Origin of the sequence: Marinomonas foliarum (assembly GCF_003337275.1) — a bacterium.
GTDB classification, from domain to species: Bacteria; Pseudomonadota; Gammaproteobacteria; order Pseudomonadales; family Marinomonadaceae; genus Marinomonas; species Marinomonas foliarum.
On the sequence record NZ_QPJQ01000050.1, the window covers coordinates 1 to 23,271 of the forward strand.

At 45.0% G+C, this 23,271-nt stretch carries 18 protein-coding genes; 7 read left to right on the top strand and 11 right to left on the bottom strand.

Annotated features, from left to right (window positions below; genetic code table 11):
* Window positions 1–161 precede the first annotated feature (161 nt).
* The 8 genes from pgi to dksA all read right to left on the bottom strand — a co-directional run bounded on the left by pgi (window position 162) and on the right by dksA (window position 8,878).
* A complete protein-coding gene (pgi, locus tag DFP77_RS18370; protein ID WP_114413658.1) occupies window positions 162–1,808 on the bottom strand; it encodes a glucose-6-phosphate isomerase in 1,647 nt (548 codons plus the stop codon).
* A gap of 27 nt (window positions 1,809–1,835) precedes the next feature.
* Complete coding sequence (gene panC, locus DFP77_RS18375) at window positions 1,836–2,687, bottom strand: pantoate--beta-alanine ligase (protein WP_114413659.1); 852 nt, start codon at window positions 2,685–2,687, stop codon at window positions 1,836–1,838.
* Window positions 2,684–3,511, bottom strand: coding sequence for a 3-methyl-2-oxobutanoate hydroxymethyltransferase (gene panB, locus DFP77_RS18380; protein WP_114413660.1), 828 nt, complete (start codon window positions 3,509–3,511; stop codon window positions 2,684–2,686). The genes panC and panB overlap by 4 nt, the downstream gene beginning before the upstream one ends.
* Before the next feature lie 3 nt (window positions 3,512–3,514).
* The gene (folK, locus tag DFP77_RS18385; RefSeq protein WP_205116714.1) at window positions 3,515–3,997 is read right to left on the bottom strand and encodes a 2-amino-4-hydroxy-6-hydroxymethyldihydropteridine diphosphokinase; all 483 of its coding nucleotides are present in this window, start codon (window positions 3,995–3,997) and stop codon (window positions 3,515–3,517) included.
* Window positions 3,998–4,011: 14 nt separating this feature from the next.
* Window positions 4,012–5,469: a polynucleotide adenylyltransferase PcnB gene (gene pcnB, locus DFP77_RS18390; RefSeq protein WP_114413662.1), complete on the bottom strand. Its 1,458-nt coding sequence runs from the start codon at window positions 5,467–5,469 to the stop codon at window positions 4,012–4,014.
* 562 nt (window positions 5,470–6,031) lie between these two features.
* Window positions 6,032–7,414, bottom strand: a complete 1,383-nt coding sequence (locus DFP77_RS18395) for a sigma-54-dependent transcriptional regulator (RefSeq protein WP_114413663.1) — start codon at window positions 7,412–7,414, stop codon at window positions 6,032–6,034.
* Window positions 7,415–7,536: 122 nt separating this feature from the next.
* On the bottom strand, window positions 7,537–8,436 hold the full coding sequence (gluQRS, locus tag DFP77_RS18400; RefSeq protein ID WP_114413664.1) for a tRNA glutamyl-Q(34) synthetase GluQRS: 900 nt from the start codon (window positions 8,434–8,436) through the stop codon (window positions 7,537–7,539).
* Window positions 8,437–8,443: 7 nt separating this feature from the next.
* Entirely contained in the window at window positions 8,444–8,878 is a 435-nt protein-coding gene (dksA, locus tag DFP77_RS18405; RefSeq protein WP_114413675.1) for an RNA polymerase-binding protein DksA, read from the bottom strand.
* A 169-nt stretch (window positions 8,879–9,047) separates the two neighbouring features.
* On the opposite strand from dksA, the gene DFP77_RS18410 reads away from it, so the two are divergent.
* Window positions 9,048–10,214, top strand: coding sequence for an aminotransferase class I/II-fold pyridoxal phosphate-dependent enzyme (locus DFP77_RS18410; RefSeq protein ID WP_114413665.1), 1,167 nt, complete (start codon window positions 9,048–9,050; stop codon window positions 10,212–10,214).
* A gap of 42 nt (window positions 10,215–10,256) precedes the next feature.
* Here DFP77_RS18410 and lptG read toward each other — a convergent pair whose 3' ends face one another.
* Complete coding sequence (gene lptG / locus DFP77_RS18415; RefSeq protein ID WP_114413666.1) at window positions 10,257–11,318, bottom strand: LPS export ABC transporter permease LptG; 1,062 nt, start codon at window positions 11,316–11,318, stop codon at window positions 10,257–10,259.
* 5 nt (window positions 11,319–11,323) lie between these two features.
* On the bottom strand, window positions 11,324–12,442 hold the full coding sequence (lptF, locus tag DFP77_RS18420; protein ID WP_114413667.1) for an LPS export ABC transporter permease LptF: 1,119 nt from the start codon (window positions 12,440–12,442) through the stop codon (window positions 11,324–11,326).
* Between the two features lie 121 nt (window positions 12,443–12,563).
* On the opposite strand from lptF, the gene DFP77_RS18425 reads away from it, so the two are divergent.
* The 4 genes from DFP77_RS18425 (at window position 12,564) to DFP77_RS18440 (ending at window position 17,955) form a co-directional block, all read left to right on the top strand.
* Entirely contained in the window at window positions 12,564–14,027 is a 1,464-nt protein-coding gene (locus DFP77_RS18425; RefSeq protein ID WP_114413668.1) for a leucyl aminopeptidase, read from the top strand.
* Window positions 14,028–14,291: 264 nt separating this feature from the next.
* Entirely contained in the window at window positions 14,292–14,684 is a 393-nt protein-coding gene (locus DFP77_RS18430; RefSeq protein WP_114413669.1) for a hypothetical protein, read from the top strand.
* A gap of 136 nt (window positions 14,685–14,820) precedes the next feature.
* The gene (locus tag DFP77_RS18435; RefSeq protein ID WP_114413670.1) at window positions 14,821–17,604 is read left to right on the top strand and encodes a valine--tRNA ligase; all 2,784 of its coding nucleotides are present in this window, start codon (window positions 14,821–14,823) and stop codon (window positions 17,602–17,604) included.
* A gap of 93 nt (window positions 17,605–17,697) precedes the next feature.
* Entirely contained in the window at window positions 17,698–17,955 is a 258-nt protein-coding gene (locus tag DFP77_RS18440; protein ID WP_114413671.1) for a cold-shock protein, read from the top strand.
* Between the two features lies 1 nt (window position 17,956).
* Here the strand turns inward: DFP77_RS18440 and DFP77_RS18445 are convergent, their stop codons facing one another.
* Window positions 17,957–18,379 (bottom strand): CBS domain-containing protein, encoded by a 423-nt coding sequence (locus tag DFP77_RS18445; RefSeq protein WP_114413672.1) that lies wholly within the window; start codon window positions 18,377–18,379, stop codon window positions 17,957–17,959.
* 125 nt (window positions 18,380–18,504) lie between these two features.
* Between DFP77_RS18445 and tadA the strand changes: the two genes are divergently transcribed.
* Both tadA and purL read left to right on the top strand, forming a co-directional pair.
* Window positions 18,505–18,993, top strand: a complete 489-nt coding sequence (tadA, locus tag DFP77_RS18450) for a tRNA adenosine(34) deaminase TadA (protein WP_114413673.1) — start codon at window positions 18,505–18,507, stop codon at window positions 18,991–18,993.
* 117 nt (window positions 18,994–19,110) lie between these two features.
* Window positions 19,111–23,010, top strand: a complete 3,900-nt coding sequence (gene purL / locus DFP77_RS18455) for a phosphoribosylformylglycinamidine synthase (RefSeq protein WP_114413674.1) — start codon at window positions 19,111–19,113, stop codon at window positions 23,008–23,010.
* Window positions 23,011–23,271: the final 261 nt, after the last annotated feature.

The window sequence follows — 23,271 nt, forward strand, 5'->3', positions numbered from 1 at the left end:
CAAATATGTTTTGGTGTTGTTAAGAATCAAACAGAATATCAGCCTCAAGTTAGTTAAATAAAAACTTGAGGCTGATTAGGAGAGATGGTATCTACATTTAGTAAAAACAAAAACACCAGCCGAGGCTGGTGTTTTTAATGCAATGACAGAAAGTTTGGCGGTTACGCCTGAGCTTTTTTGAACGCGTTGATCAGTGCTTGGGTAGAAGCATCTAAGGCGCTGTTGTCGCTGTCGCTAACAAGGCGGTTGTAGATGTCGGTGCCCAATACTTTGCCAAGCTCTACGCCCCATTGGTCGAATGAGTTGATGCCCCAGATGGTGCCTTGTACAAATGTACGGTGCTCGTAGAGGGCGATCAAGGCACCCACGGTGGCGGGTGTCATTTTATCGGTCAATAAGGTGTTGCTTGGGCGGTTGCCCTTGATCACTTTGTGCGGTGCAATCGCAGCGACTTGTTCAGCGGTGGCGCCGGCATCGCGAAGTTCCTGCTCTGCTTGCTCAAGGGTTTTACCGACCATCAAGGCTTGCGACTGGCTTAAGCAGTTAGCAAACAATTGTGTATGGTGTTCGCCAATGGGGTTGTGAGACGCCAATGGTGCGATGAAGTCCACAGGTACTAGGCGTGTGCCTTGATGTAATAACTGGTGGTAAGCGTGTTGGCCGTTGGTGCCAGCACCGCCCCAAATGATTGGGCCTGTGTCGGTTTCTACGCCGTCGCCATTCAATAGGTTCGCTTTACCGTTACTTTCCATGTCAAGTTGCTGGATGTGAGCTGGCATGGCGCGTAGGTAGTGATCGTAAGGAATCAGGGCATGAGTTTGAGCGTTATGGAAGTTGATGTACCACACGCCTAATGCGCCCATGATTACAGGTAGGTTTTCTTCAAATGGAGCGGTGCGAAAGTGCTCGTCCATTTGGTGTGCGCCATCTAGCAATGCGTAGAAGTTGTCCATGCCAACGGCAATGGCAACAGGTAAACCAATCGCTGACCAAAGGGAGTAGCGCCCGCCAACCCAATCCCACATTGGAAAGATATTTTCTTTCGCCATGCCGAAGTCGACGGCTTTTTTTACGTTGGAGCTAACGGCTGCAAAATGCTTGCTAACGTTCTCTTGTGAGCCGCCATTGCTTAGGAACCAGTCACGCGCAGCGTTAGCGTTAGACAAAGTTTCTAAGGTGCCGAAGGTTTTAGATGAGATAACGAAAACGGTGGTTTCTGGGTTCAATTGCTTCAGTTTGCCAGTGATGTCTGAACCATCGATGTTGGCAACGAAGTGAACCTTGATATCGTCTTTTTTGTATGGTGTTAGTGCTTCAGCAACGACTTTTGGTCCAAGGTAAGAGCCGCCGATGCCAATCGATACCACGTCTGTAATGGTTTTGCCGCTGTAGCCTTTCCATTCGCCGCTGTGTAATTGCGCGACAAACTGTTCCATCTGCTTGAGAGTTGAGCGTACTTCTGCCAAGGCGTTAACGCCATCGACCATTAATGACTCTTGTGCTTGGCTAGCGCGCAGTGCGATGTGCAATACAGAGCGGTCTTCGGTGTTGTTGATGTGTGCACCGCTGAACATGCCTTTGATGGCGCTTTCAAGTCCCGCTTCTTTTGCTAGGTCTGTTAGTAGAGAAATCGTTTTTTCATTGGCGCGGTTTTTTGCGTAATCTAATGTCCAGCCAGCTGCTTGGGTGGTGTATTTTTCAGCACGGCTTGGGTCCGCTTCAAACAAAGACTTCATGCTGACAGCAGCCATTTCTTGCTTGTGCTCTGCTAGTTTCTGCCAAGTAGTTAATTCGGTGGGTGAGCCCATTACAATCTCCCTAAATCTCAAAGTGAATTAAGCAAGTTCTACACGTAAGTTATCAATTAAGCGTGCTTTGCCTAGATATGCCGCCGTTAATATAACGAGGCGCTTCTCTTCTTCTGATGGTGTTTGTAAGCTTTCTTGTGCGCGGATTTCGAAATAATCACGACGGAAACCAGCCGCTTCAAGCTTCTTTTGAGCTTGTTCGCAGATGTCCTCGTGACTCGCACTGTTTTTAATTAGCGCATCTTTCGCCCATAACAAAGTTTGATAAATTGTTGGTGCGATACGTCTTTCTTCTTCTGTTAGGTAACCATTGCGCGAACTCATGGCAAGGCCATCTTCGTTACGTGCTGTGTCTACTCCGATGATGCGTACGTTAGAGCTTAGATCTCGCACCATGTCTTCAATTACTTTAAGTTGTTGAAAGTCTTTGTTGCCAAATATGGCACAGTCTGGCTGAACAATATTAAATAATTTTGTCACGACAGTGGAAACACCAACAAAATGGCCTGGGCGAGACGCTCCACAAAGAATGTCAGAAATGCCGACTACTTCAATTTGCGTTTGGCTGCGTTTGCCGTCTGGGTACATTTCCAGTGCATCTGGTGCAAACAGGTAATGACAGCCATTGGCCTCAAGGACTCGTTTGTCTTCTTCCAGGGTTTTTGGGTAACGCTCTAAGTCGCTTTGATCCGAAAATTGCATTGGGTTGATGAAGATAGATGACACAATGACATCGCCTTCTTCTTTTGCTTTTCGAATCAGTGACATATGGCCATCATGTAGGTTGCCCATGGTGGGGACAAACACAATATTTTTGTCTTTCAAGCGTTCTATTTTTAGTGCTGTTCGAAGCTCAGCGACGGTGTGGAATGTTTTCATGATTTGAATCCGTGCTCAGCCCCTGGGAATGTCATGTCTTTTACTTCTTTGACGTAGGCTTCAAAGGCTTCTGTCACATTGCGGCCATCGGTTAAGAAGTTTTTGACGAATTTTGGTGTGTGACCTAGGTTGATGCCGAGCATGTCGTGCATGACCAATACTTGGCCATCTGTGTGGTGGCCAGCACCTATGCCAATGGTGGGCACTGGAACGGCTTCAGTCAGTGTTTTGCCGAGTTCGGTTGGGATGCACTCGTATAGAAGAATGTCGGCGCCAGCCGCGACAAGATCCAGCGACTCCTGCAGTAGTAAATCGGCCGCATCTTGGCTTTTGCCTTGTACTTTGTAGCCACCAAATTTATGTACGGACTGAGGTGTTAGGCCTAAATGCGCACAAACAGGAATGCCGCGCTGGCTGAGTAGTTTTACGGTGTCTGCTAACCAGCTTCCGCCTTCTAATTTGACCATGTTTGCGCCGGCTTGCATTAACTTTGCTGCGTTATCGAGCGCTTGTTCTGGCTTGCTGTAACTCATGAAAGACATGTCTGTGAGGATGAAAGCGTTGGTGTTGCCTCGTTTTACCGCTGCGGTGTGATAGCACATATCTTCTATGGTGACGGGTAATGTGCTGTCTTGGCCTTGTATGACCATGCCTAGAGAATCCCCGACCAAAATCGTTTCAACACCTGCGACATTCATGACATTGGTAAACGATGCGTCATAGCTTGTTAAACAGGTGATTTTTTCTTTTTCCGCTTTCATTTTTTTGAGAGTGGATAAGGTAACAGGTTTGGTGAGTTTTCTTTGTGAGTTATCTGAGTACATAGTTTATTCTTCTTTGATAAAAACCAAATCGCTGGTATCAAGTTGGTGTAGCTGCTCTGTAACGGTTTTGCCATTTTCTAAGAGCATATCGGGAGCTAGGTCGCTAAACGGCTTTATCACAAATCCTCGTTCTAGCATAAAGGGGTGTGGCACGTTTAGTCTTGGTAATTGTATTCTTTCTTGTCCGTACAATAACAGATCTAGATCTAGGGTGCGCGGTCCCCAATGACGTTCTCTGACTCTACGTTGTGACTGCTCAATACTTTGTAAAAGATCAAGTAGGGCAAGCGGGGAGAGATCGGTGTCAAATGAGGCGACGGCGTTAATGTAGTCCGGTTGATCTTGTGGGCCAACGGGCTTGCTGCCGTAAATAGAAGAAACACGAAGATTTTTTAGATCGTCGTGTTTCTTTAGGGTTTCAATGGCGCGATCAAGTTGCGCCAATGGATTTTCAAGATTACTGCCGAGGCCAATATAAGCGTGTATCAAGGCGCATCCTCTTACTCGTCAAACGTTTCGCTTTGTGGTTTAGCTGTTTCTGAAGTGTTGCCATTGCTCTTTCTACGACGACGAGGGCGGCGCTTTTTAGGGCCTTCTTTGTCTTTGCTAAATGAGTCAATGCTCTTAATAAGATCTCTCTGCTGGTTTTCTGTACCATGTTGAAAATTTTCCCACCAATCGCCTAGACCATCTAATTCGGTTCCGCTTAACTCGCGAATCAGTAAAAAGTCGAAAGCCGCACGGAAGCGAGGATGTTCAAGCAGCAGAAAAGCGCGCTTGCCGTAGCGCTTTGGTAGTCTGTACTGCATGTCCCAGATTTCACGCATTGGCGTGGAGAATCGGCGCGGGATAGCGGTGGATGCGACTTGGTTGTCTAATACCATGTTAGCGGCTTGATGTAATGCTGGTGTTGCAGGCATGCCTTGAGCTTGGAATTCTTCATGACGAAGTGACACGCTTGGCCACAGTAGTACCGCGTATAAAAAGTAAGGGGCAGTTGTTTTACCACTTTGTATCCGGTCGTCAGTGTTTTTAAGGCCTTGTAGTATGAAGGCTTCAGGGTCTATGTCGTTACGTTTCCACCCACTTTGTAGTAATGCATCTGTGTCTGGGAATAAATAACGGAATAGGCCGTACTGGCGAAGCAAAGCGAATGTTTCTATGCCGTTGCCACTGCCAAGTAATTTGAGTACTTCTTCAAATAAACGAGCTGGCGGAATATGGTCGAGTAGGTGGGCCATTTCTTTGATCGGCGCGGCGGTTTCTGCTTCTAGTTCGAAGCCAAGTTTGCCCGCAAAACGAATGGCTCTTAGCATTCGAACCGGATCTTCTTGGTAGCGCTGTCTCGCGTCACCAATAATGCGAATTTGTTTGTTTTCAATGTCTTTTAGACCGCCACAGTAATCGTGAATACTGAAGTCCTGAACATTGTAATATAAAGCGTTAAAAGTGAAGTCGCGGCGTTCTGCGTCTTCTTCGATGTTGCCATAGACATTATCACGTAAGACGATGCCATGGGCGGATCGTGCGGAGTCTTTGCCTTTCAAAGATGTATTCTGTGCGTTCTCATCATTGCTATCGTCTTGAGCGGAATTGGCTCTAAATGTTGAAACCTCGATGATTTCACGCCCAAACGTGACATGGACCAATTTGAATCGACGGCCAATGAGTCTTGAATTTGAGAAGGTGCTATGTACTTCTTCAGGCGTAGCATTGGTGACGACATCAAAATCTTTAGGCTCAATGCCAATAAGATGGTCTCGAACGCAGCCACCAACAAGGTAGGCGTCGAAGCCTGCTTTATTGAGACGATACAATACTTTGACAGCATTTGGGCTTAAGTCTTGTCGAGATAAGCTGTGCTCGCTGCGAGGAATGATAATAGGGTAAGTCTGCGCCTTTAGTGAGGCAAACAGAGAGGTGGCTTTACGTACCAGAGATTTTAATCCTGTGAGCATTAGACAACAAATTTTAAAGTTAACGAAAAGGGCATTCTACACGTGAAAGTAGTAAAATTACACGAATAATGGCTATGTTTAGATGATTTCAGTGTGTAGCAATTAAGGGGAAGGTTGTGAAGCGATTGGTATTTACAAAGAAGTAAATAAAATAATCGCTTTGGATACATGAAGATACTAGTTCCGAAAACAAAGTGGGTGCTGCTTCTGCAGTTCTACTCAGGTTTTATTTTTATTTTTGCATTGTTTTCATTGCCCGAAGGCTTATATATCTAAAAAGATCAATTATCCAAAGCGATTTTCCATCCATGACCTCAAATTTTTATTTTTATTTGAAGAGGTCACGGTGTCCTTAGCTTTTATTTTTATTTTTAAGAACCTACATACGACGATTAACTTATTTTTATTCTTGGTCAATCTTATTATCGTTGTGTCATATATAAGGCATTAGTTGTGCCAAAAAACATAAAGTACTGATTTTGCTGAGTTTCAGTGTGTTTCTGTTCATTTTCTTTACAAATTCTTGCTTATTTTTTGGGTATTATAGTATCAAGTGTTACTTTTAGGTTGTTACTTTTTTGGGTATTGAAAGTTTTTGTCGTCTTTCCCATAAGCTTTTTCTTGATATGCCCAAAGAGTGTGCAAGTTGTGTTTCTGTCATTTTGTGTTGGTGCGTTAGCACGAAGTGTTTGAAGTAATCATCCAGTGTAGTACCTACCAATGTGTCTGTGCTGCTCGTCGTGTTGTTGCTCATTGTTGATGTCGAATTTTGCTGAGTGGCGAGCTTCAAATTATTTGCGTCAACCTTCTCTTGAGGGCTAAGTATTACGGCTCTCTCAATGGCATTTTCTAGCTCTCGTACATTGCCAGGCCAGTTGTGCGCGCGAATGGCTTTATCAAATGTACGATTGTAGTTGTAGTTTGGTTTGTTGTGCTTTTGACAAATTCTTTCCAGTAAGCTTTTTGCAAGGATAGAGATATCTTCTCCCCTGTCTCTCAGTGGAGGCAGTAGCAGCTCCATAACATAGAGTCGGTAGTATAAATCTTCACGAAATTGGCCTTGTTTTACCATGGCCATCAAGTTCCTGTGAGTGGCGGTGATGAGCCTGATGTTTACCTTGGTGGATTGTGTTGCGCCCACTCTGCGGATCTCCCCCTCTTGTAACACGCGCAATAGTCTTGCTTGAGCTTCTAAGGGGAGTTCGCCTATTTCGTCTAGGAACAAGGTGCCTTTGTCTGCGGCAAATATTAGGCCGTCGTGTGCGGCGCTGGCACCAGTAAATGCCCCCTTTTCATGACCGAATAGTTCTGATTCTATTAAGTTTTCAGGGATGGCTGCGCAGTTGACGCTAATGATGGGTTTTTTGCTCCGCAGGCTTAAGTTGTGCAGTGCTTTTGCTACTAACTCCTTGCCTGTGCCGGACTCGCCTCGTATGAGTACTGTGACATCGGTTCCAGCAATTTTTCTCATGTCTCTAAACAAGTCTTGCATGGGCTGGCACTGGCCAACAATACCGCTGCCAGCAGTTCCTAGAGTGAGAGTCTCTTCTATTGGAGTGTCTGTCGAGTTGTGCGCCGGTGTCTCTTTAGGAGGGAGGGCGTGATTGTGTTGCTCCAGCGCGTTCACTACGTTATTTAGCAGTGTTTCTGAATCTGTTGGCAGAGGCAGGTAATAAAGTGCTCCCTTCGACATGCTGTGGACGCCTGTACTGAGACTAGGCTTAGTATCTAAAACAATACGAGGTGGCATCTCTGGGGGAGCAATGCTGGTGTTATCAATGCTTTCTTGGTCGATAAGCAGTAAATGGAACTCGGCTAGCTCATAGTAGCGTGTTGCTTGCTCCAACGTGCTGCTGGTGTTGACCTGAAAGCCATAACGAGACAACCATTTTTCTGACTCTTTGAGTGGTGAGTTGTCTGGGCAAATGATCATAATGTTGTGCATGAAGCTGTCACCTCTTGTAACTAGTGTAACAATTATACACACATAGGCTTGTTGGTCGAGATGGGTGATATGTGAATGAAAAAGAATAAATAAAGATGCAAAAGACAATCTATGGTGGTGTCTTAGATGAAATGCAGGTCTTGCTCTTCCAGAGGGAGGTTTTTTATTCCTTGTAGCTTGTTGGGGTCCCATGCTTCGATTGCTAGTGCAAGCGCTTCTGTGATCGAGGTGGGCGAATTTAAATCTATTTTTAGGTAATGGAGTGCTCGCAAGAGAGTTGGAAGGTGCTTATTTTTTATGGGCTTGGCGTGATTTTGCTTGCTTATCTTATCACCGTGGTTATTGGTAATAAGAGGGATATGGCAAACGTTTGGTGCTGTCCAGCCAAATAAGTGATAAAGGTGCAGTTGCTGGGCGGTGGTTTCAATGAGGTCGGCGCCTCTGACGAGGTGGCTGATGTTTTGTAGGTGGTCATCCACCACAACGGCAAGCTGGTAAGAGAAAAAGCCGTCTTTTCTTTTTAGCACTGGACAGTTGCTTTTTAGGTCGTCGCTGAAAACCAAGTGTCCCTGAATGCTGTCTTTATATTCATAGATGACTGGGCTTGTTTGTAAACGCCACGAGTGAGGTTTTTCTATGTTGCTCTGACATTTGTTTGGATGGCTGCCGTTGTATTTAGCAAGCGACTGACGTGTGCAGTTACATGGAAAGACGATTCGTTGCTTTTTAAGTACGGATAATTGCTGTTCGTATAGGTGGTGATGCAGGCTTTGAACGCGAATTGTTTCGTCGGAGTGGAGTTCGTAGCTGCTAAGTGTGTCAATAATTTGTTCTGCAAAGCGTGCATTGCAACGAGTACCATCCACATCTTCTATGCGGATGACCCAGCTGCCTTGCTGCTGTTTTGCATCCAAATAACTCGCTAATGCACTGACTAGCGAGCCAAAATGGAGAGGGCCGGTTGGCGAGGGTGCAAAGCGGCCGCGATAGATAGGCACGGTAGAGTTAACGTGGTTTGACACCAAACTGTTAACCGCCGATTTGCTTCTCTTTGATTTCAGCCAATGTTTTGCAATCGATACACATTGTTGCGGTAGGGCGAGCCTCTAAACGACGAATGCCGATTTCTATACCGCACTCTTCACAGTAGCCATAATCATCAGCGTCGATTAGCTCAACGGTCTGAGAGATTTTTTTAACCAGTTTACGTTCGCGGTCACGAGCGCGAAGTTCTAGGCTAAATTCTTCTTCTTGGCTAGCGCGATCGTTAGGGTCCGCATAATTCACCGCTTCTTCTTTTAGATGGTGAACGGTACGATCAACCTCTTCCATAAGGTTTTGCTTCCAGTTGAGCAGGATGCTTTTAAAGTGCGCCAACTGTTTCTCGTTCATGTATTCTTCGCCATCCTTAGCAACATAAGGAGTGAAGTCTTTCATTAATGACTCAGGGTTCATTTTTGGCATACGCATTGCCTCACTTCGCAGGTTTCCATTGTGGTAGCCTGTAACCAATAAAATTAGGTGATTTATTTTCGGGCGGAAACTTACCAGATAATGTCGCGCTTAACCACATTTTTTGCGCATATTGTCGCGATATTTTTGAAACAGGCTGATAAAGGCAGAGAAATACAGAATGAAACAGCATAAGTTAGCAACCAGAGTGGGGCATATTGCGCCCTTTCAAGTGATGATGGTTTTGGATCGTGCGAAGCAGCTTCAGTCTCAGGGAGAGGATGTGATTCACCTTGAGGTTGGTGAGCCGGATTTCGTCGCTGTTGATGCTGTTGCTAAAGCTGGTATGGCGGCAATTGAGGAGGGCAAGACAGGTTATACATCGGCAACTGGGTTGTCTGAGTTAAAAATAGCCATTAGTGACTATTACCTAAGTCGTTATCAGGCTGAGGTTGCGCCTGAGCGGATTATTGTCACGCCTGGGGCATCTGGTGCTTTGTTGCTGATGGCATCCTTGATGGTCAATGCTAGTGATGAAGTGCTGATGCCGGACCCTTGTTACCCCTGTAATAGACACTTTCTTATCCAAGCTGGTGCGCAAGCAAAGTTGGTTGAAACAAAGGTAGAAAATGGCTTTGAATTGGATTTGAATACGTTATCCGGCCATTGGGGAGAAAATACGTCTGGTCTTTGGTTGGCTTCGCCTTCTAATCCTACGGGAGCTGTGCTTAGTAAATCATACGTAGCCGAAGCTTGGCAAAAGGTGAGTGAACTTGGTGGGCATCTGCTAGTGGACGAGATTTATCAAGGTCTGGTTTATGAAGGGGAAGATTTTTCAGCTTTGTCGATTTCAGATGATATTTTTGTTGTGAACAGTTTTTCTAAATATTTTGCTATGACTGGCTGGAGATTGGGCTGGTTGGTAGTGCCTCAATGGGCTATTGAGGGTGCGACAAAGCTTGCACAAAACATATTCATAGCTGCTCCAAGTGTCTCTCAGTACGCGGCCGTTCGAGCCTTTGAAGCTGACGTGTTGGCTGAGTGCGAGGTGCGTCGCCAAAGGTTAGACGCGCGCCGGTTAGTGTTGCTTGAAGGTTTAAAGTTAATGGGCTTACCAGTAGTGGCACCTGCTCATGGGGCGTTTTATGTTTATGTGGATGTGTCCGGAGTGACTGAAGATGCCATGAAATGGTGTTTAGAACTGCTTGAAAGAGAGAAAGTGGCGCTTACGCCTGGAGCAGATTTTGGTATTAAGGATGCTCACAAATATGTTCGTTTTGCCTATACATGTGACGAAGAAAGGTTGAAAGAAGCGTTAGTAAGAGTTGCGCGTTTCATGTCGTCTTGAATGAATTGGTTAAAGTAATATCAAGAACGATAAGGCGCAGAGTTAGCCTCTACGTCTTATCAAGATGATGCCTGCCAATAAACAGATAATGATCGGAATGCTGACACCAATGACCGGCGGAAAGTTAACTGCTACGCTCATGCGGCCAAACAGGTTGAGTGCATTTTGAAAAGCTAGGCCAATGATGACTCCAGAGAAAATACGACTGCCCATGGTTGAAGATCTAAGTGGTCCGAAAACGCTGGATAATGCGACTAGGACCAATGCCAAGGAAGCGATAGGGCGCAGCGCGGTAATCCAAAACTCTAGCTCATAGGGGGCACTGTCTAGTTTTTGTTGTTTCAAATACGTTTGGTAGTTTTTAAGCTGGCTTAATGACAGGCTGTCTGGTTCTTGGGTTGCTAGGAATAAGTGCTCCGGTGTGATGCTGACATCCCAATTGGCTTTTTCCATGTTGGTCTTTTCAATTTTGTCCTCGTTAAAACGCGTCTCGGTGACGTTATTGAGTTGCCATTGAGTGCCTTGTACGTGTTCTGCTGTACTGGCAGTCCGGATGTATTTTAGCTTTTGCCCTTCTGGAGAAAAGATTTGCAGGTTATAAAGCTTGCCTGTGTCGTCTGCAGCATCGATATAGACAAAGTTATTGTCGGCTTTTAGCCAAACGCCACCAGTAAGCGAGAAAGTGCCGCTTTCTTGGTCTTTAAATTTTTCTATCAGGGTGGCTTTTTGTTCAGCGATAGGTGAAACGAACTCAGAAATCCCCATGCCTAATAATGAAGCTAATAAGATAGGTTGGCAGGCGGCGAAACCGATGCGCCATATAGGCATGCCTGCGGCTCGCATTACAGTGAGCTCTGATGTGGCGGCCAATGTCCCTAATCCCATTAATGTACCAATTAATGAGGCGATGGGAATGTATTCGGCGAGTTTGCCTGGTAAGCGATAAAGAATGACCTGTAACAGTGATTGGATGGTGTAACTGTCGTTTACTTTTTTGATTTGCTCTATAAATGTCAGCGCGAAGTCGAGACCAAGCAACACAACAGCGACGATCAAAAAAGCCCATAAAACACTGTTGCCGATGTATCTGTCTATTCTAGTCATTATCGTTACTCGCTTTCATCGGCTGCATCGGGAAGTCTTGCCTTGCGGCGCTCGAATACTTGATTGAACTGTGCGAATAGTAGAGTGGCAATTAGAATAAATATGCCATGAATCCACCATAAGCCGAGTGAGATGGGTAGTTTGCCTTTTTCCAGTCCAGTACGTCCCCAAATCAACAGCGCCATATACAATATCATCAATAGGATCGCTGGTAGCATTTTGAAAAAACGCCCTTGTCTCGGATTGACTTGGCTTAGAGATAAACCAATGATCGCTAATATCGGGATGATAATAGTCAATGAAATACGCCATTGTAGCTCGACTTTATCTAATAATGTGTCGCTATTAATGAGGCTTAATGTTGTTTTGGTGAAGGCCTCATCTATTTCACTTTGGTCTGTGTTTTCCATCCGTACAGCGTAGGTGTCAAATTGGGTGATGCGGTAATTGGCTGTGCCTGGTTTGCCCTCATAGCGGGAGCCATTTTTGAAAACAAGATACTTTTGATTGTTTTCTGAGCTTACGTTTATTTGTTCAGCGTAGTCAGCTAGCGTTTGAATAGGAATGTTGCCGTCCTTTTTTCGCACTATATCGGATAAAAATACCTGGTTCATCCAGCCTTCATCAGGAGTAAAACTGTCTATGTAAGTTGTGCGTTGACCACTGCCTTCAAACCGCCCCGGAAGAAGTAGGTCAAAAGAAGAAAGTTGATTTTGTGCCTGTGATGCTTCTTCGGCTTTGTATTCACTAAAAGGCGCTAACCAGAAATTGAGTCCGGCACTTAGAGAGCCAATAATACAGGCAATGCCTAGTGTATAGCCTGCCAATTTTATTTTGCTGATGCCACTCGAAAAAAGTACTGACATTTCGTTCTCTATATATAAACGCCCGAAAGCGAGTAATAGAGACAGGAAAAAAGCCAGAGGCAAAATCATCTGAATGAAGCTAGGAACGTGGAATCCTAGAATGACGAATAGGAATTCGAAGGTCATTTTGCCTTCAGCGATGCGACCCAAATAAGAAGAAAAACGGCCACTTAGAATGACGAGCAGTAAAATTAGCGTCACGCCTGCTGTTGACACCAGCACTTCTTTCGCTAAGTATTTGAATAGTCTCAAAGTCACCTCTGGATGAATCTTGCTTTCTAAGCGTAGAGTTGATTACACATCTAAAGCCCCCATTATCTCGTGGTAAGAAGGACATTATCCAGTTTTTTTTTAAAAGTTATTTTTTGAGGGTTTTTTCATGAATATGGCGTTATTTGATCGCTTGTCTGCAGTACAAGCTGATTTGCTCGTGGCCTTTGTGCCGAGTGAAGGGGATTTTTCCGAGTCAACCACATGGGTTGACGAGAATGCCAATGGGCAGATTTCTCAGTTGCGTGAAACTGGTGTTTTTAAAGCTGGCGTAGCTCAAACCTTGTTGTTACCGGGTGTATCGCAAGAGTTTGCTCAAGCTGTTTTGTTGGTCGGTATTGGTAAAGATGTTGAGTTGAGTGATATGCAAGCTCGCAAAGTAGTTGCGGCTGTGGCAGCACAAATTAAAGGATTGCCTTTTGCGTCTGTTGCTGTAGCAAGTGCAGGACTTGTATTGAAAAACCGTTCTCAAGTCGAAGTGCTTGCTTTGGTCGCTCAATGGTTGAATGAAGGTTTTTATAATTTCCTTGGTTTCAAAAAAGATGATGCTGAAAAAGCGACAAAAGTGACATCTTTGTTGCTAGAGGGGGCAGACGAAGCAGCTTTGGCCATTGGTGCCGCTACAGCGAAAGGTTCTGCCTTTGCTCGTCAGTTAGGGAACCTTCCTGGTAATGTTTGTACGCCGAGTTACTTGGCTTCTCAAGCGCAGCAGCTAGGTGAAGAATACGGTCTAGGTGTTGAGTTATTAGACGAAAGCAAAATGGATGAGCTAGGCATGCACTGCTTATTGTCGGTAGGCCATGGCAGCGATCAGCCAAGTTATTTGATTGTAATGAATTACCGCGGGGGCGAAGAGGGTGAAGCGCCTCATGTTCTTTTAGGTAAAGGTATCACATTTGATACGGGTGGCATTTCTTTGAAGCCTGGTCCGAAAATGGACGAAATGAAATATGACATGTGTGGTGCTGCGAGTGTTTTCGGTACGATGAAAGCCATTTGTGAGCTGAAACCCAAGCTAAACTTCACAGCTGTTATTGCGGCGGCCGAGAATATGCCAAGTGCTCGTGCGACTAAGCCTGGTGATATCGTGAAAACCATGTCTGGTCAAACTGTAGAGATTTTGAATACCGATGCAGAAGGTCGTTTGGTGTTGTGCGATGCTTTGACTTATATTGAGCGCTTCAAACCAAAATCGGTTGTGGATATTGCGACTTTGACTGGTGCTTGCGTGGTTGCTTTGGGTAGCGTTAACTCTGGTATGTACGCGAACAATGATAGCATCGCGTCAGAATTGAAAGCAGCTAGCCAGACTTCAGCGGATAAGCTTTGGCAAATGCCTTTGGACGAAGAGTATCAGCAGCAGCTTGATAGCAACTTTGCCGACATCGCTAATATTGGTGGCCCTGAAGCCGGTTCAGTAACAGCGGCATGTTTCTTGTCTCGTTTTACTGGTTCTTACTCTTGGGCGCATTTGGATATCGCCGGCACAGCTTGGGCTGGTGGTGCAACGAAAGGCGCAAGTGGTCGTCCAGTTGCCTTGTTGACTCGATACCTATTGAATAAAACGTCTTAATTCGTTTTATTCAAATACTAGGGTGAGCTTATTAAAAGCAGCGATGATTATTTGTCGCTGCTTTTTTAATGTCTTTTTATCAGAAAGATTAATCTGATCAAGGTGTTATTTTCCCTCTTACAAGAATAGAGCAAAGCCCATTGAGTCTGAGGGTGGACTTTTGCTTTTGTCAGTGCGAAAGTTGACGGCTATTAAGAGCGATAGGTCAATCGGCTGGGTCCGTTTGATTTGTCATATTTTGTGTTTTTACCGTTGGTTTTTCCTATGTCAGATTTAGCTACTCAGCATGATGATGGTGTTTTCGAACCAGATGAAGAAACATTAATATCGGCTTTGCGCAATCAAGATGACATTCCTATTTTGATGGATGTCGTTGAAGAACAAGTGACTGCTTCGATTAGTCAGGAAGTGCACTTTTCAGAGTCTTTAAATGGTTCAAGTTTAAGTGATGAGTCATCGCACTCAGAGGTGAGAATTGAGTCTGCTGAAGAAAAGATAACGCTAGAGGAAAGTGATGCTCCAGCTACGTTTTCGAAAGAGTTAGTCGCTAAGACCATCGCTGATGTGCTGGCGAAGCGTTTGCCAGAATTGGTGGAGGAAGTGATGCAAACATTGCAGACAGCTTCCACTACGCACAAAACTGACGGAAAGGAATAGCAAAAGTACCTTTGTTAGACAAGCTGCCGTCTGATAAATACCTTAATTGTTCGCGTGTTATTCTTTATCTTGCTATGACACGTTATAATTCTTCCAATTACAATTTACCGCTACATAAGAGCTTTAAGACACCATAATGGAAAAGACCTACCAACCTCAAAGTATCGAACAACCTATTTATCAACGTTGGGAAGAGAGCGGCTATTTTGCGCCTCAAGGCAACGGTTCTCCATTTTCGATCATGATTCCACCGCCAAACGTCACGGGTAGCTTGCACATGGGGCATGCTTTTCAGCATACCTTAATGGATGCAATGATCCGTCGAGAGCGTATGAAGGGCAGCCGCACATTATGGCAGCCAGGCTCTGATCACGCTGGCATTGCAACGCAGATGGTAGTAGAGCGTCAATTAGCTGCTCAGAACACTACACGTCATGAGCTAGGACGTGAAAAATTCCTTGAGAAAGTTTGGGAATGGAAAGACCAGTCTGGTGGTACTATTTCTGATCAAATGCGCGTTTTGGGTGACTCTGTTGCTTGGGATAAAGAGCGTTTCACAATGGACCCAGGTATGTCTGCTGCGGTTCAGGAAGTATTTGTTCGCTTGTTTGATGAAGGCATCATTTATCGTGGCCAGCGCCTTGTAAACTGGGATCCAGTTTTGCATACAGCGATTTCTGATCTTGAAGTGGTTTCTGAAGAAGAAAATGGTTTCATGTGGTACTTCCGTTACCCGCTAGCCGATGGTGTAAAAACAGTTGACGGTAAAGATCATATTGTTGTTGCAACAACGCGGCCTGAAACAATGTTTGGTGATGCAGCTGTTGCGGTTGCCTTGGATGATGAACGCTTTACTGATCTTGTTGGCAAGTTTGTTGAATTGCCATTGGTCGGGCGTCGTATTCCAATCGTTGCTGATGAATATGTAGACAAAGAATTTGGTACCGGCTGTGTGAAAATCACGCCAGCTCACGATTTTAATGACTATGAAGTAGGCAAGCGCCACGACATGCCATTGATTAATATTTTGACCGACGATGCGGCGATCAACGACGTAGCGCCTGAGAAATATCGCGGTATGGATCGTTTTGACGCGCGTAAAGCTGTTGTTGCTGATTTTGATGCGCTTGGCTTGCTTGAAAAAGTGGTTGATCACAAATTAAAAGTACCGCGTGGTGAGCGTGGTAATACGGTTGTTGAACCTTACCTAACGCAGCAGTGGTATGTAGCAGTTGAGTCATTGGCTAAGCCTGCGATTGAAGCGGTTGAAAATGGCGATATCCAGTTTGTTCCTAAACAATGGGAAAATACCTACTTTGCGTGGATGCGCGATCTTAATGATTGGTGTATCTCTCGTCAGCTTTGGTGGGGACATCAAATTCCAGCTTGGTATGATGCTGATGGAAAGCATTATGTTGGTAAAAATGAAGATGAGGTTCGCGCTAAATATAGCCTCGCGGCAGATGTTGAGCTAACTCAAGATGAAGACGTGCTAGACACTTGGTTCTCTTCAGCACTTTGGACGTTTGCAACACAAGGTTGGCCAGAAGAAACACAAGATTTTGCTGAATTTAGTGAATCAGACGTGTTGGTAACAGGCTTTGATATTATTTTCTTCTGGGTGGCCAGAATGATCATGATGACCTTGAAATTTACCGATAAAGTGCCTTTCAAAACCGTTTACATTACCGGTCTTATTCGTGATGAACGCGGCGATAAAATGTCGAAATCCAAAGGTAACGTCATTGACCCATTGGATTTGATTAATGGTATTGATATCGAGTCCTTGGTGGCGAAACGTACTTACGGCATGATGCAACCTCGCTTAGCGGAAAAAGTCGAAAAGAATACTCGCGAAACCTATCCTGAAGGTATTCAGGCTTACGGTACCGATGCACTTCGCTTTACACTTTGTTCTCTGGCGTCAGGCGGCCGCGATATAAAGTTCGATCTTAATCGTCTTGAAGGCTACCGTAACTTTTGTAACAAGATTTGGAACGCGACGCGTTATGTCTTGATGAATACAGAGGATCAAGACTGTGGTCAAAGTGGTGTCGACGTTGAGTTATCTCTTGCTGATAAGTGGATCATTTCTCGCTTGCAGCATGCGGAAGATGCTGTAAACCGTGCTTTTGACACACATCGTTTTGACTTGGCTTCCCAGGCTTTGTATGAATTCATGTGGCACGAATACTGTGACTGGTACTTGGAGTTGTCTAAGCCTGTGCTTTGGGATGAGAGTGCAACGTCTGCACAATTGATGGGTACTCGTCGTACTTTGGTTCGTGTACTGGAAGCTTTCCTACGTCTTGCTCACCCAATGATGCCGTTCTTGACAGAAGAAATTTGGCAGCGAGTTGCGCCGCTAGCGGGTGTGGAGGGTGAGACTGTGATGTTGGGTGAATACCCAACGGCCAATGACGCGAAAAAAGATGCACAAGCTGAAGCAGATGTTGAGTGGCTAAAAGGTGTAATTGAAGGTATTCGTAATATCCGTGGCGAAATGAACATCTCCCCTTCTAAACCGCTGACTATTTTGTTCCGTAATGGTTCTGAGCAAGATCAAGCGCGTTTAGATGCAAACTTAACCTTTTTGCAAACTTTGGCTAAATTAGAGTCTGTGACTTGGTTGGATGCGGGCGATGAAGCGCCAATGTCAGCAACGGCCTTAGTGGGTGATATGGAAGTGCTCGTGCCAATGGCTGGTTTGATTGATAAAGAGGCAGAGCTAGCGCGTCTGCAAAAAGAAATCGACAAGGCGTCAAAAGAATTACAACGCATCCAAGGCAAACTTTCTAACGACAGCTTTGTGGCGAAAGCGCCTATTGAAGTGGTTGAGAAAGAACGTGCCAAATGCGATGACTTGCAGTTAGCTGTTAGTAAGTTAGAAGAGCAAAAGATCAGTATTGAATCTTTGTAACTACTCTTGATAAATAGATAAGAGGGCAGGGCCCGGTTTGGGGTTCTGTCCTTACGCTTACTTAATAAAAATAAAAAAGAGGCGAGTATAGAGATGGAAAGATTAACTGGAAAAGTTAAGTGGTTTAATGACGCCAAAGGCGTTGGCTTTATTAAAAGAGAGGAAGACAGTGATGTCTTTGTTCACTACAAGTCGATTGCTTGTGATGGCCACAAAACGCTTAGAAAAGGGCAACCTGTTAATTTTGTTTTGTCTTCAACTGATTTTGGTTTGCAGGCAATGGATGTTCAAGTAGAGAAAGAGGTGCGTGCTGCATCCTCTGGCTCTAATAAGCAACTTGAAAGTGCCTAGCTTATGCAGATTCTTGCAACATTTTGTGTGCGAGTTTAACGAAATCGACAGGTGTTAAAATTCCGACGAGTTTGTTGTCTTGAGTGACGGGTAGGCAGCCATATTTGTTTTCAATAAAAAACTCGGCAGCCATATCTAAATCTGTGCTGGGGCTGACGGTGAGTATGTCTTTATTCATCGCGTTGGCAATGGGAGTTTGCTGCTCTTTCTTGGAAATTTGCTGGGTGCCGAATTGGCTAACAAGATGGAAAGCGTGACGTAAATATTCTCGTTGCGTTAACATACCAACGCATTCTCCTTGATCGTTTACGATGGGAATATTGCGGATGTTTTTTTCCTGCATTAATGCTTTGGCTTTCGCTAAAGAATCATTTTCTCTCAAGGTAACTAAATCAGTAATCATTAGATCTGCCACAGTACGCATGAATGAATCTCCTTGTGTCTATTTAAGCGTGTTTATTTTGACAGTAAGGTTCAGTGTAGAGCGGATTATGCATTAAAGGCAATCATGTATTTAAAGCAATATTGTCGTTTTGAGGTAGATCAATAATGAATGATCAAGAATGGATGGAGCGCGCGATAGCGCTGGCTGCAAAAGCTGCATCGGAAAATGAAATTCCGGTTGGTGCAATTGTGGTGCTTAACGATGAAATTATCGGTGAAGGTTATAATGCGCCGATTTCACTTTGTGACCCAACTGCTCATGCAGAAATTCAAGCCATTCGAAACGCGTGTAAGATGATGAATAATTACCGTCTTCCCGATGCAACTTTATATGTCACATTAGAGCCTTGCTCAATGTGTGCTGGTGCTATAGTGCACGCACGTATTGATCGGGTAGTTTATGCTTCGACAGAACCGAAAAGCGGAATTATTGAAAGTCAGGGGCAGTTTTTTGAGGCGCCTTTTCTCAATCATAAGGTGAACGTTGAGTCTGGGGTTTTAGCTGAAACAGCGTCTGCGCAACTGACTCAGTTCTTTCAATATCGCCGTGAGCAGAAAAAGAAGCTCAAGGAACAGGCAAAAAAAGCGACTTAGGCAATTAATTCCATCATTTTGTGTAGAAATTTCATACTCTGCTGGCCTCTATTTGCCTCATTGATTTAAAATACCCGCACCATTTCCCCAAAACTACCAAGTGAGGCAATACTCAACATGCTAACTCTGCATGGTTCCGCAGCGCTATCGGCGTTTCGCAAGGCAAAGTTATTAGCCAATATGCAAGCATCTATCCCATCTGTTACAGATGTTGATGCTCAATTTCTCCATTTCGTGGAGCTGGCTGATAATCAAACGCTTACTGCTGAACAGGAAACTGTTCTACGACGCGCTTTGGCCTACGGTCCTAAATCCTCCCAAGTCAGTTCATCTGATCAAAGTGTTTTAGTGGTTCCTCGTTTAGGAACGATTTCACCTTGGTCATCGAAAGCAACCGATATCCTTCATAACTGTGGCCTTGCGGCCGTGTCCCGCGTTGAACGTGGCGTGGAATACTTTATCCATAGCTCCGCGCCATTGGCGCTTGAAGAGTTAGATTTGTTGTCTGCTATGTTGCATGACCGCATGACAGAAAGCGTGCTTCCGGCATTAAGTGACGCGACTGACATGTTCTCTCATGCAGAGCCAGCACCAATGACAAGTGTTGATGTTCTAAGTGGCGGCCGTGCAGCATTGGTTGAGGCAAACCAAACGCTAGGACTTGCCCTTGCTGCTGATGAAATTGATTACCTTGTTGAGTCTTTCATTGAACTGGGGCGTAACCCAATCGATGTTGAGCTAATGATGTTCGCGCAAGCAAATTCAGAGCATTGTCGTCACAAAATTTTCAATGCGTCTTGGACAATTGATGGTGAAGAGCAAGAGCGCTCTTTGTTTAAAATGATCAAGAACACGCATGAGCATAATCCGCATGGCACCTTGTCGGCTTACAAAGATAACGCGGCCGTAATGGAAGGTCATTTTGGTGGGCGTTTCTTCCCATCCGCAGAAACTCGTGAATACGATTTCAGTCACGAACACATCGATATTTTGATGAAGGTGGAAACCCATAACCACCCAACCGCTATTTCACCATTTTCTGGTGCGGCAACGGGTTCAGGTGGTGAAATTCGTGATGAAGGCGCAACAGGTATTGGTTCTAAACCAAAAGCAGGTTTGAGTGGTTACACGGTATCTGACCTTAAAATCCCTGGTTTTGAACAGCCATGGGAAAGCTACTACGGCAAACCGTCTCGTATCGTAACGCCTTTGGATATTATGATCGAAGGGCCTATCGGTGGCGCTGCGTTTAACAATGAGTTTGGTCGTCCAAACCTATTGGGTTACTTCCGTACTTATGAACAAACAATTCAGGGTGCTTCACAAGAAGAAGTGCGTGGTTACCACAAGCCAATCATGTTGGCGGGCGGTATTGGTAATATTCGTCGTGAACACGTTGAAAAACAAGAGATCAAAGTAGGTGCTAAGTTAATCGTACTTGGCGGTCCCGCGATGTTGATCGGCCTTGGTGGCGGTGCGGCATCTTCCATGGCGTCTGCCGATGGTAACGAAGATCTTGATTTCGCTTCTGTACAACGTGGCAACCCAGAAATGGAGCGTCGTTGTCAGGAAGTGATCGACCGTTGCTGGCAAATGGGTGATAAAAACCCAATCAGCTTTATCCATGATGTGGGCGCTGGTGGTTTGTCTAACGCTTTGCCGGAATTGGTAAAAGACGGTGAGCGTGGTGGTAACTTCGATCTGCGTAAGGTTCTAAATGATGAGCCGGGCATGTCGCCACTGGAAATCTGGTGTAACGAATCGCAAGAGCGTTATGTTATGGCGGTTTCTCCAGATCGTATCGAAGAGTTTACCGCGATTTGTGAGCGTGAGCGTTGTCCTTTCGCCATCGTTGGTGACGCCAAAGAAGAAATGCATTTGCAAGTAGCGGATGAGCATTTCGATAACAATCCTGTTGATTTGCCAATGTCTGTTTTATTTGGCAAACCGCCTAAGATGCATCGTGAAGCAACCAAAGCGATTATTGCTGGTGATGATTTCACGGCGGTAGACGTAGATCTTGCTGAGGCTGCAAATCGCGTATTGAGTTTGCCTACGGTAGCGAGCAAGAACTTCTTGATCACTATTGGTGATCGTTCAATCACAGGTATGGTTGCCCGCGATCAAATGGTTGGTCCATGGCAAGTGCCTGTAGCGGATGTGGCGGTAACAACGTCTTCTTTAGAAAGCTACACCGGCGAAGCTATGACGATGGGCGAGCGTACGCCCGTAGCTTTGCTCGATGCGCCTGCATCTGGTCGCATGGCTGTTGGTGAAGCGTTAACTAACTTGGCGGCAGCGCACATTACTAAACGCAGTAGCATTAAGTTGTCTGCAAACTGGATGGCGGCCGCAGGTCATGAAGGCGAAGATGAAAAGCTTTACCAAACTGTAAAAGCAGTGGGTATGGAATTGTGTCCAGCGTTGGATATTGCCATTCCAGTAGGTAAAGACTCCATGTCTATGAAGACTGTGTGGAAAGAAGATGGCAAAGAAAAAGCAGTCACTTCGCCATTGTCTTTGGTTATCTCTGCGTTTGCACCAGTAACGGATGTCCGCAAAACACTAACACCAGAACTACAAAACAAAGCCGATACGCGTTTGTTATTGATTGATTTGGGTGCAGGTAAAAATCGCCTTGGCGGTTCTGTTATTGCTCAGGTTTACAATAAGTTGGGTCAGCAAGCGCCAGATGTTGATGATGCCGCAACCTTAGCTGGCTTCTTCGATACCACTCAAGCGTTGAACGCTGAAGGTAAGTTGTTAGCCTACCATGACCGTTCTGACGGAGGTGCGTTTGCTACTTTGGTTGAAATGTCATTCGCGAGTCATTTGGGCCTAAATATCGATCTTGATGAAACTATTACTAATCGTATGCAAGTAGCCCCCGTGCTATTCAACGAAGAGTTGGGTGCCGTCATACAGGTGAATGAGTCTGATGTAACGGAAGTTATTTCTGCATATGCTAGTGCTGGTGTGACGACGACATCGATTGCAACATTGTCCGGTGATGACTCGATCCGTGTTTGTTTTGCTGGTGAAACATTGCTAGAAGAAACTCGTATTAATTGGCAGCGTGTTTGGTCTGAGACAAGTTACCGCATTCAAGCTTTACGCGATAACCCAGAGTCAGCGCAGCAAGAATTTGACAGTTTGTTGGATGCGAAAGATCCAGGTTTAACCGCTGATGTTCAATTCGATCAAAATGAAGACATCGTAGCGGCATTTATTGCTTCTGGTGTTAAGCCTAAAATTGCTGTCTTGCGTGAGCAGGGTGTAAACGGTCAAGTGGAAATGGCTGCTGCTTTCCATAAAGCGGGATTCATTCCAGTAGATGTTCACATGAGTGATATCTTGTCTGGTCGTACCACGCTAGATCAATTTAGTGGTTTGGTAGCTTGTGGCGGTTTCTCGTACGGTGACGTATTGGGGGCTGGTGAAGGTTGGGCGAAGTCTATTCTTTTCAACCCTATTGCTCGTGAGCAATTCGAAGCTTTCTTCAATCGTCCTGATACTTTCACGCTTGGCGTGTGTAATGGTTGTCAGATGCTATCGAATCTATACGAATTGATTCCTGGTGCAGGTCATTGGCCGAAGTTTGTTCGTAACCAATCCTCTCAGTTTGAGGCTCGTTTGGTTCAGGTAGAAGTGCAAAAGTCGAACTCTATCTTGCTTGCTGGTATGGAAGGTTCTCGTATGCCGATTGCCGTTGCTCATGGTGAAGGTCAAACAGAATACCGTGATGATCAAGATATGGCTGCACTTGCTACAGCAAATCAAATTGCATTGCGCTATGTAGATAACTACGGTCATGCAACCGAACGTTACCCATTTAACCCGAATGGTTCTGCGCAAGGTGTAACAGGTTTAACATCTGAAGATGGTCGAGTGACTATTATGATGCCTCACCCAGAACGTGTTTATCGTACGGTTCAGCACAGCTGGCACCCAAGCGAATGGCAAGAACAAGCGCCATGGTTGCGTTTGTTTCAAAATGCCCGTAAATGGTTAGGCTAATTAGTTACCTTAAATAGCCAATGGAAAGCCTCCTAACTGAAAAGTTAGGAGGCTTTTTTTGTGTCGAAAGTTTTGGGGGTGGGTGAATAATAAGCATAAAGGGGTTGTTTTGAGTGTTTTTTGAACAAAATAAGTAAAAGTTTGAATTTATTAAAATAAATATCGAAAAAGGGTTGCACAAAATCTGTAGATCCTTAATATACGCCCTCGCTGACACGGACAAGGCTTCAGAGCAACGAAGACCAAGTTCAACTAACTAAA

Coding starts and splice junctions, on each gene's coding strand:
- tadA (WP_114413673.1), top strand. CDS start 18,505: ATGAATGATCAAGAATGGATGGAGCGCGCGATAGCGCTGGCTGCAAAA.
- purL (WP_114413674.1), top strand. CDS start 19,111: ATGCTAACTCTGCATGGTTCCGCAGCGCTATCGGCGTTTCGCAAGGCA.
- dksA (WP_114413675.1), bottom strand. CDS start 8,878: ATGCCAAAAATGAACCCTGAGTCATTAATGAAAGACTTCACTCCTTAT.
- pgi (WP_114413658.1), bottom strand. CDS start 1,808: ATGGGCTCACCCACCGAATTAACTACTTGGCAGAAACTAGCAGAGCAC.
- panB (WP_114413660.1), bottom strand. CDS start 3,511: ATGTACTCAGATAACTCACAAAGAAAACTCACCAAACCTGTTACCTTA.
- DFP77_RS18435 (WP_114413670.1), top strand. CDS start 14,821: ATGGAAAAGACCTACCAACCTCAAAGTATCGAACAACCTATTTATCAA.
- DFP77_RS18430 (WP_114413669.1), top strand. CDS start 14,292: ATGTCAGATTTAGCTACTCAGCATGATGATGGTGTTTTCGAACCAGAT.
- DFP77_RS18410 (WP_114413665.1), top strand. CDS start 9,048: ATGAAACAGCATAAGTTAGCAACCAGAGTGGGGCATATTGCGCCCTTT.
- DFP77_RS18440 (WP_114413671.1), top strand. CDS start 17,698: ATGGAAAGATTAACTGGAAAAGTTAAGTGGTTTAATGACGCCAAAGGC.
- DFP77_RS18445 (WP_114413672.1), bottom strand. CDS start 18,379: ATGCGTACTGTGGCAGATCTAATGATTACTGATTTAGTTACCTTGAGA.
- DFP77_RS18425 (WP_114413668.1), top strand. CDS start 12,564: ATGAATATGGCGTTATTTGATCGCTTGTCTGCAGTACAAGCTGATTTG.
- pcnB (WP_114413662.1), bottom strand. CDS start 5,469: ATGCTCACAGGATTAAAATCTCTGGTACGTAAAGCCACCTCTCTGTTT.
- DFP77_RS18395 (WP_114413663.1), bottom strand. CDS start 7,414: ATGCACAACATTATGATCATTTGCCCAGACAACTCACCACTCAAAGAG.
- lptG (WP_114413666.1), bottom strand. CDS start 11,318: ATGACTAGAATAGACAGATACATCGGCAACAGTGTTTTATGGGCTTTT.
- panC (WP_114413659.1), bottom strand. CDS start 2,687: ATGAAAACATTCCACACCGTCGCTGAGCTTCGAACAGCACTAAAAATA.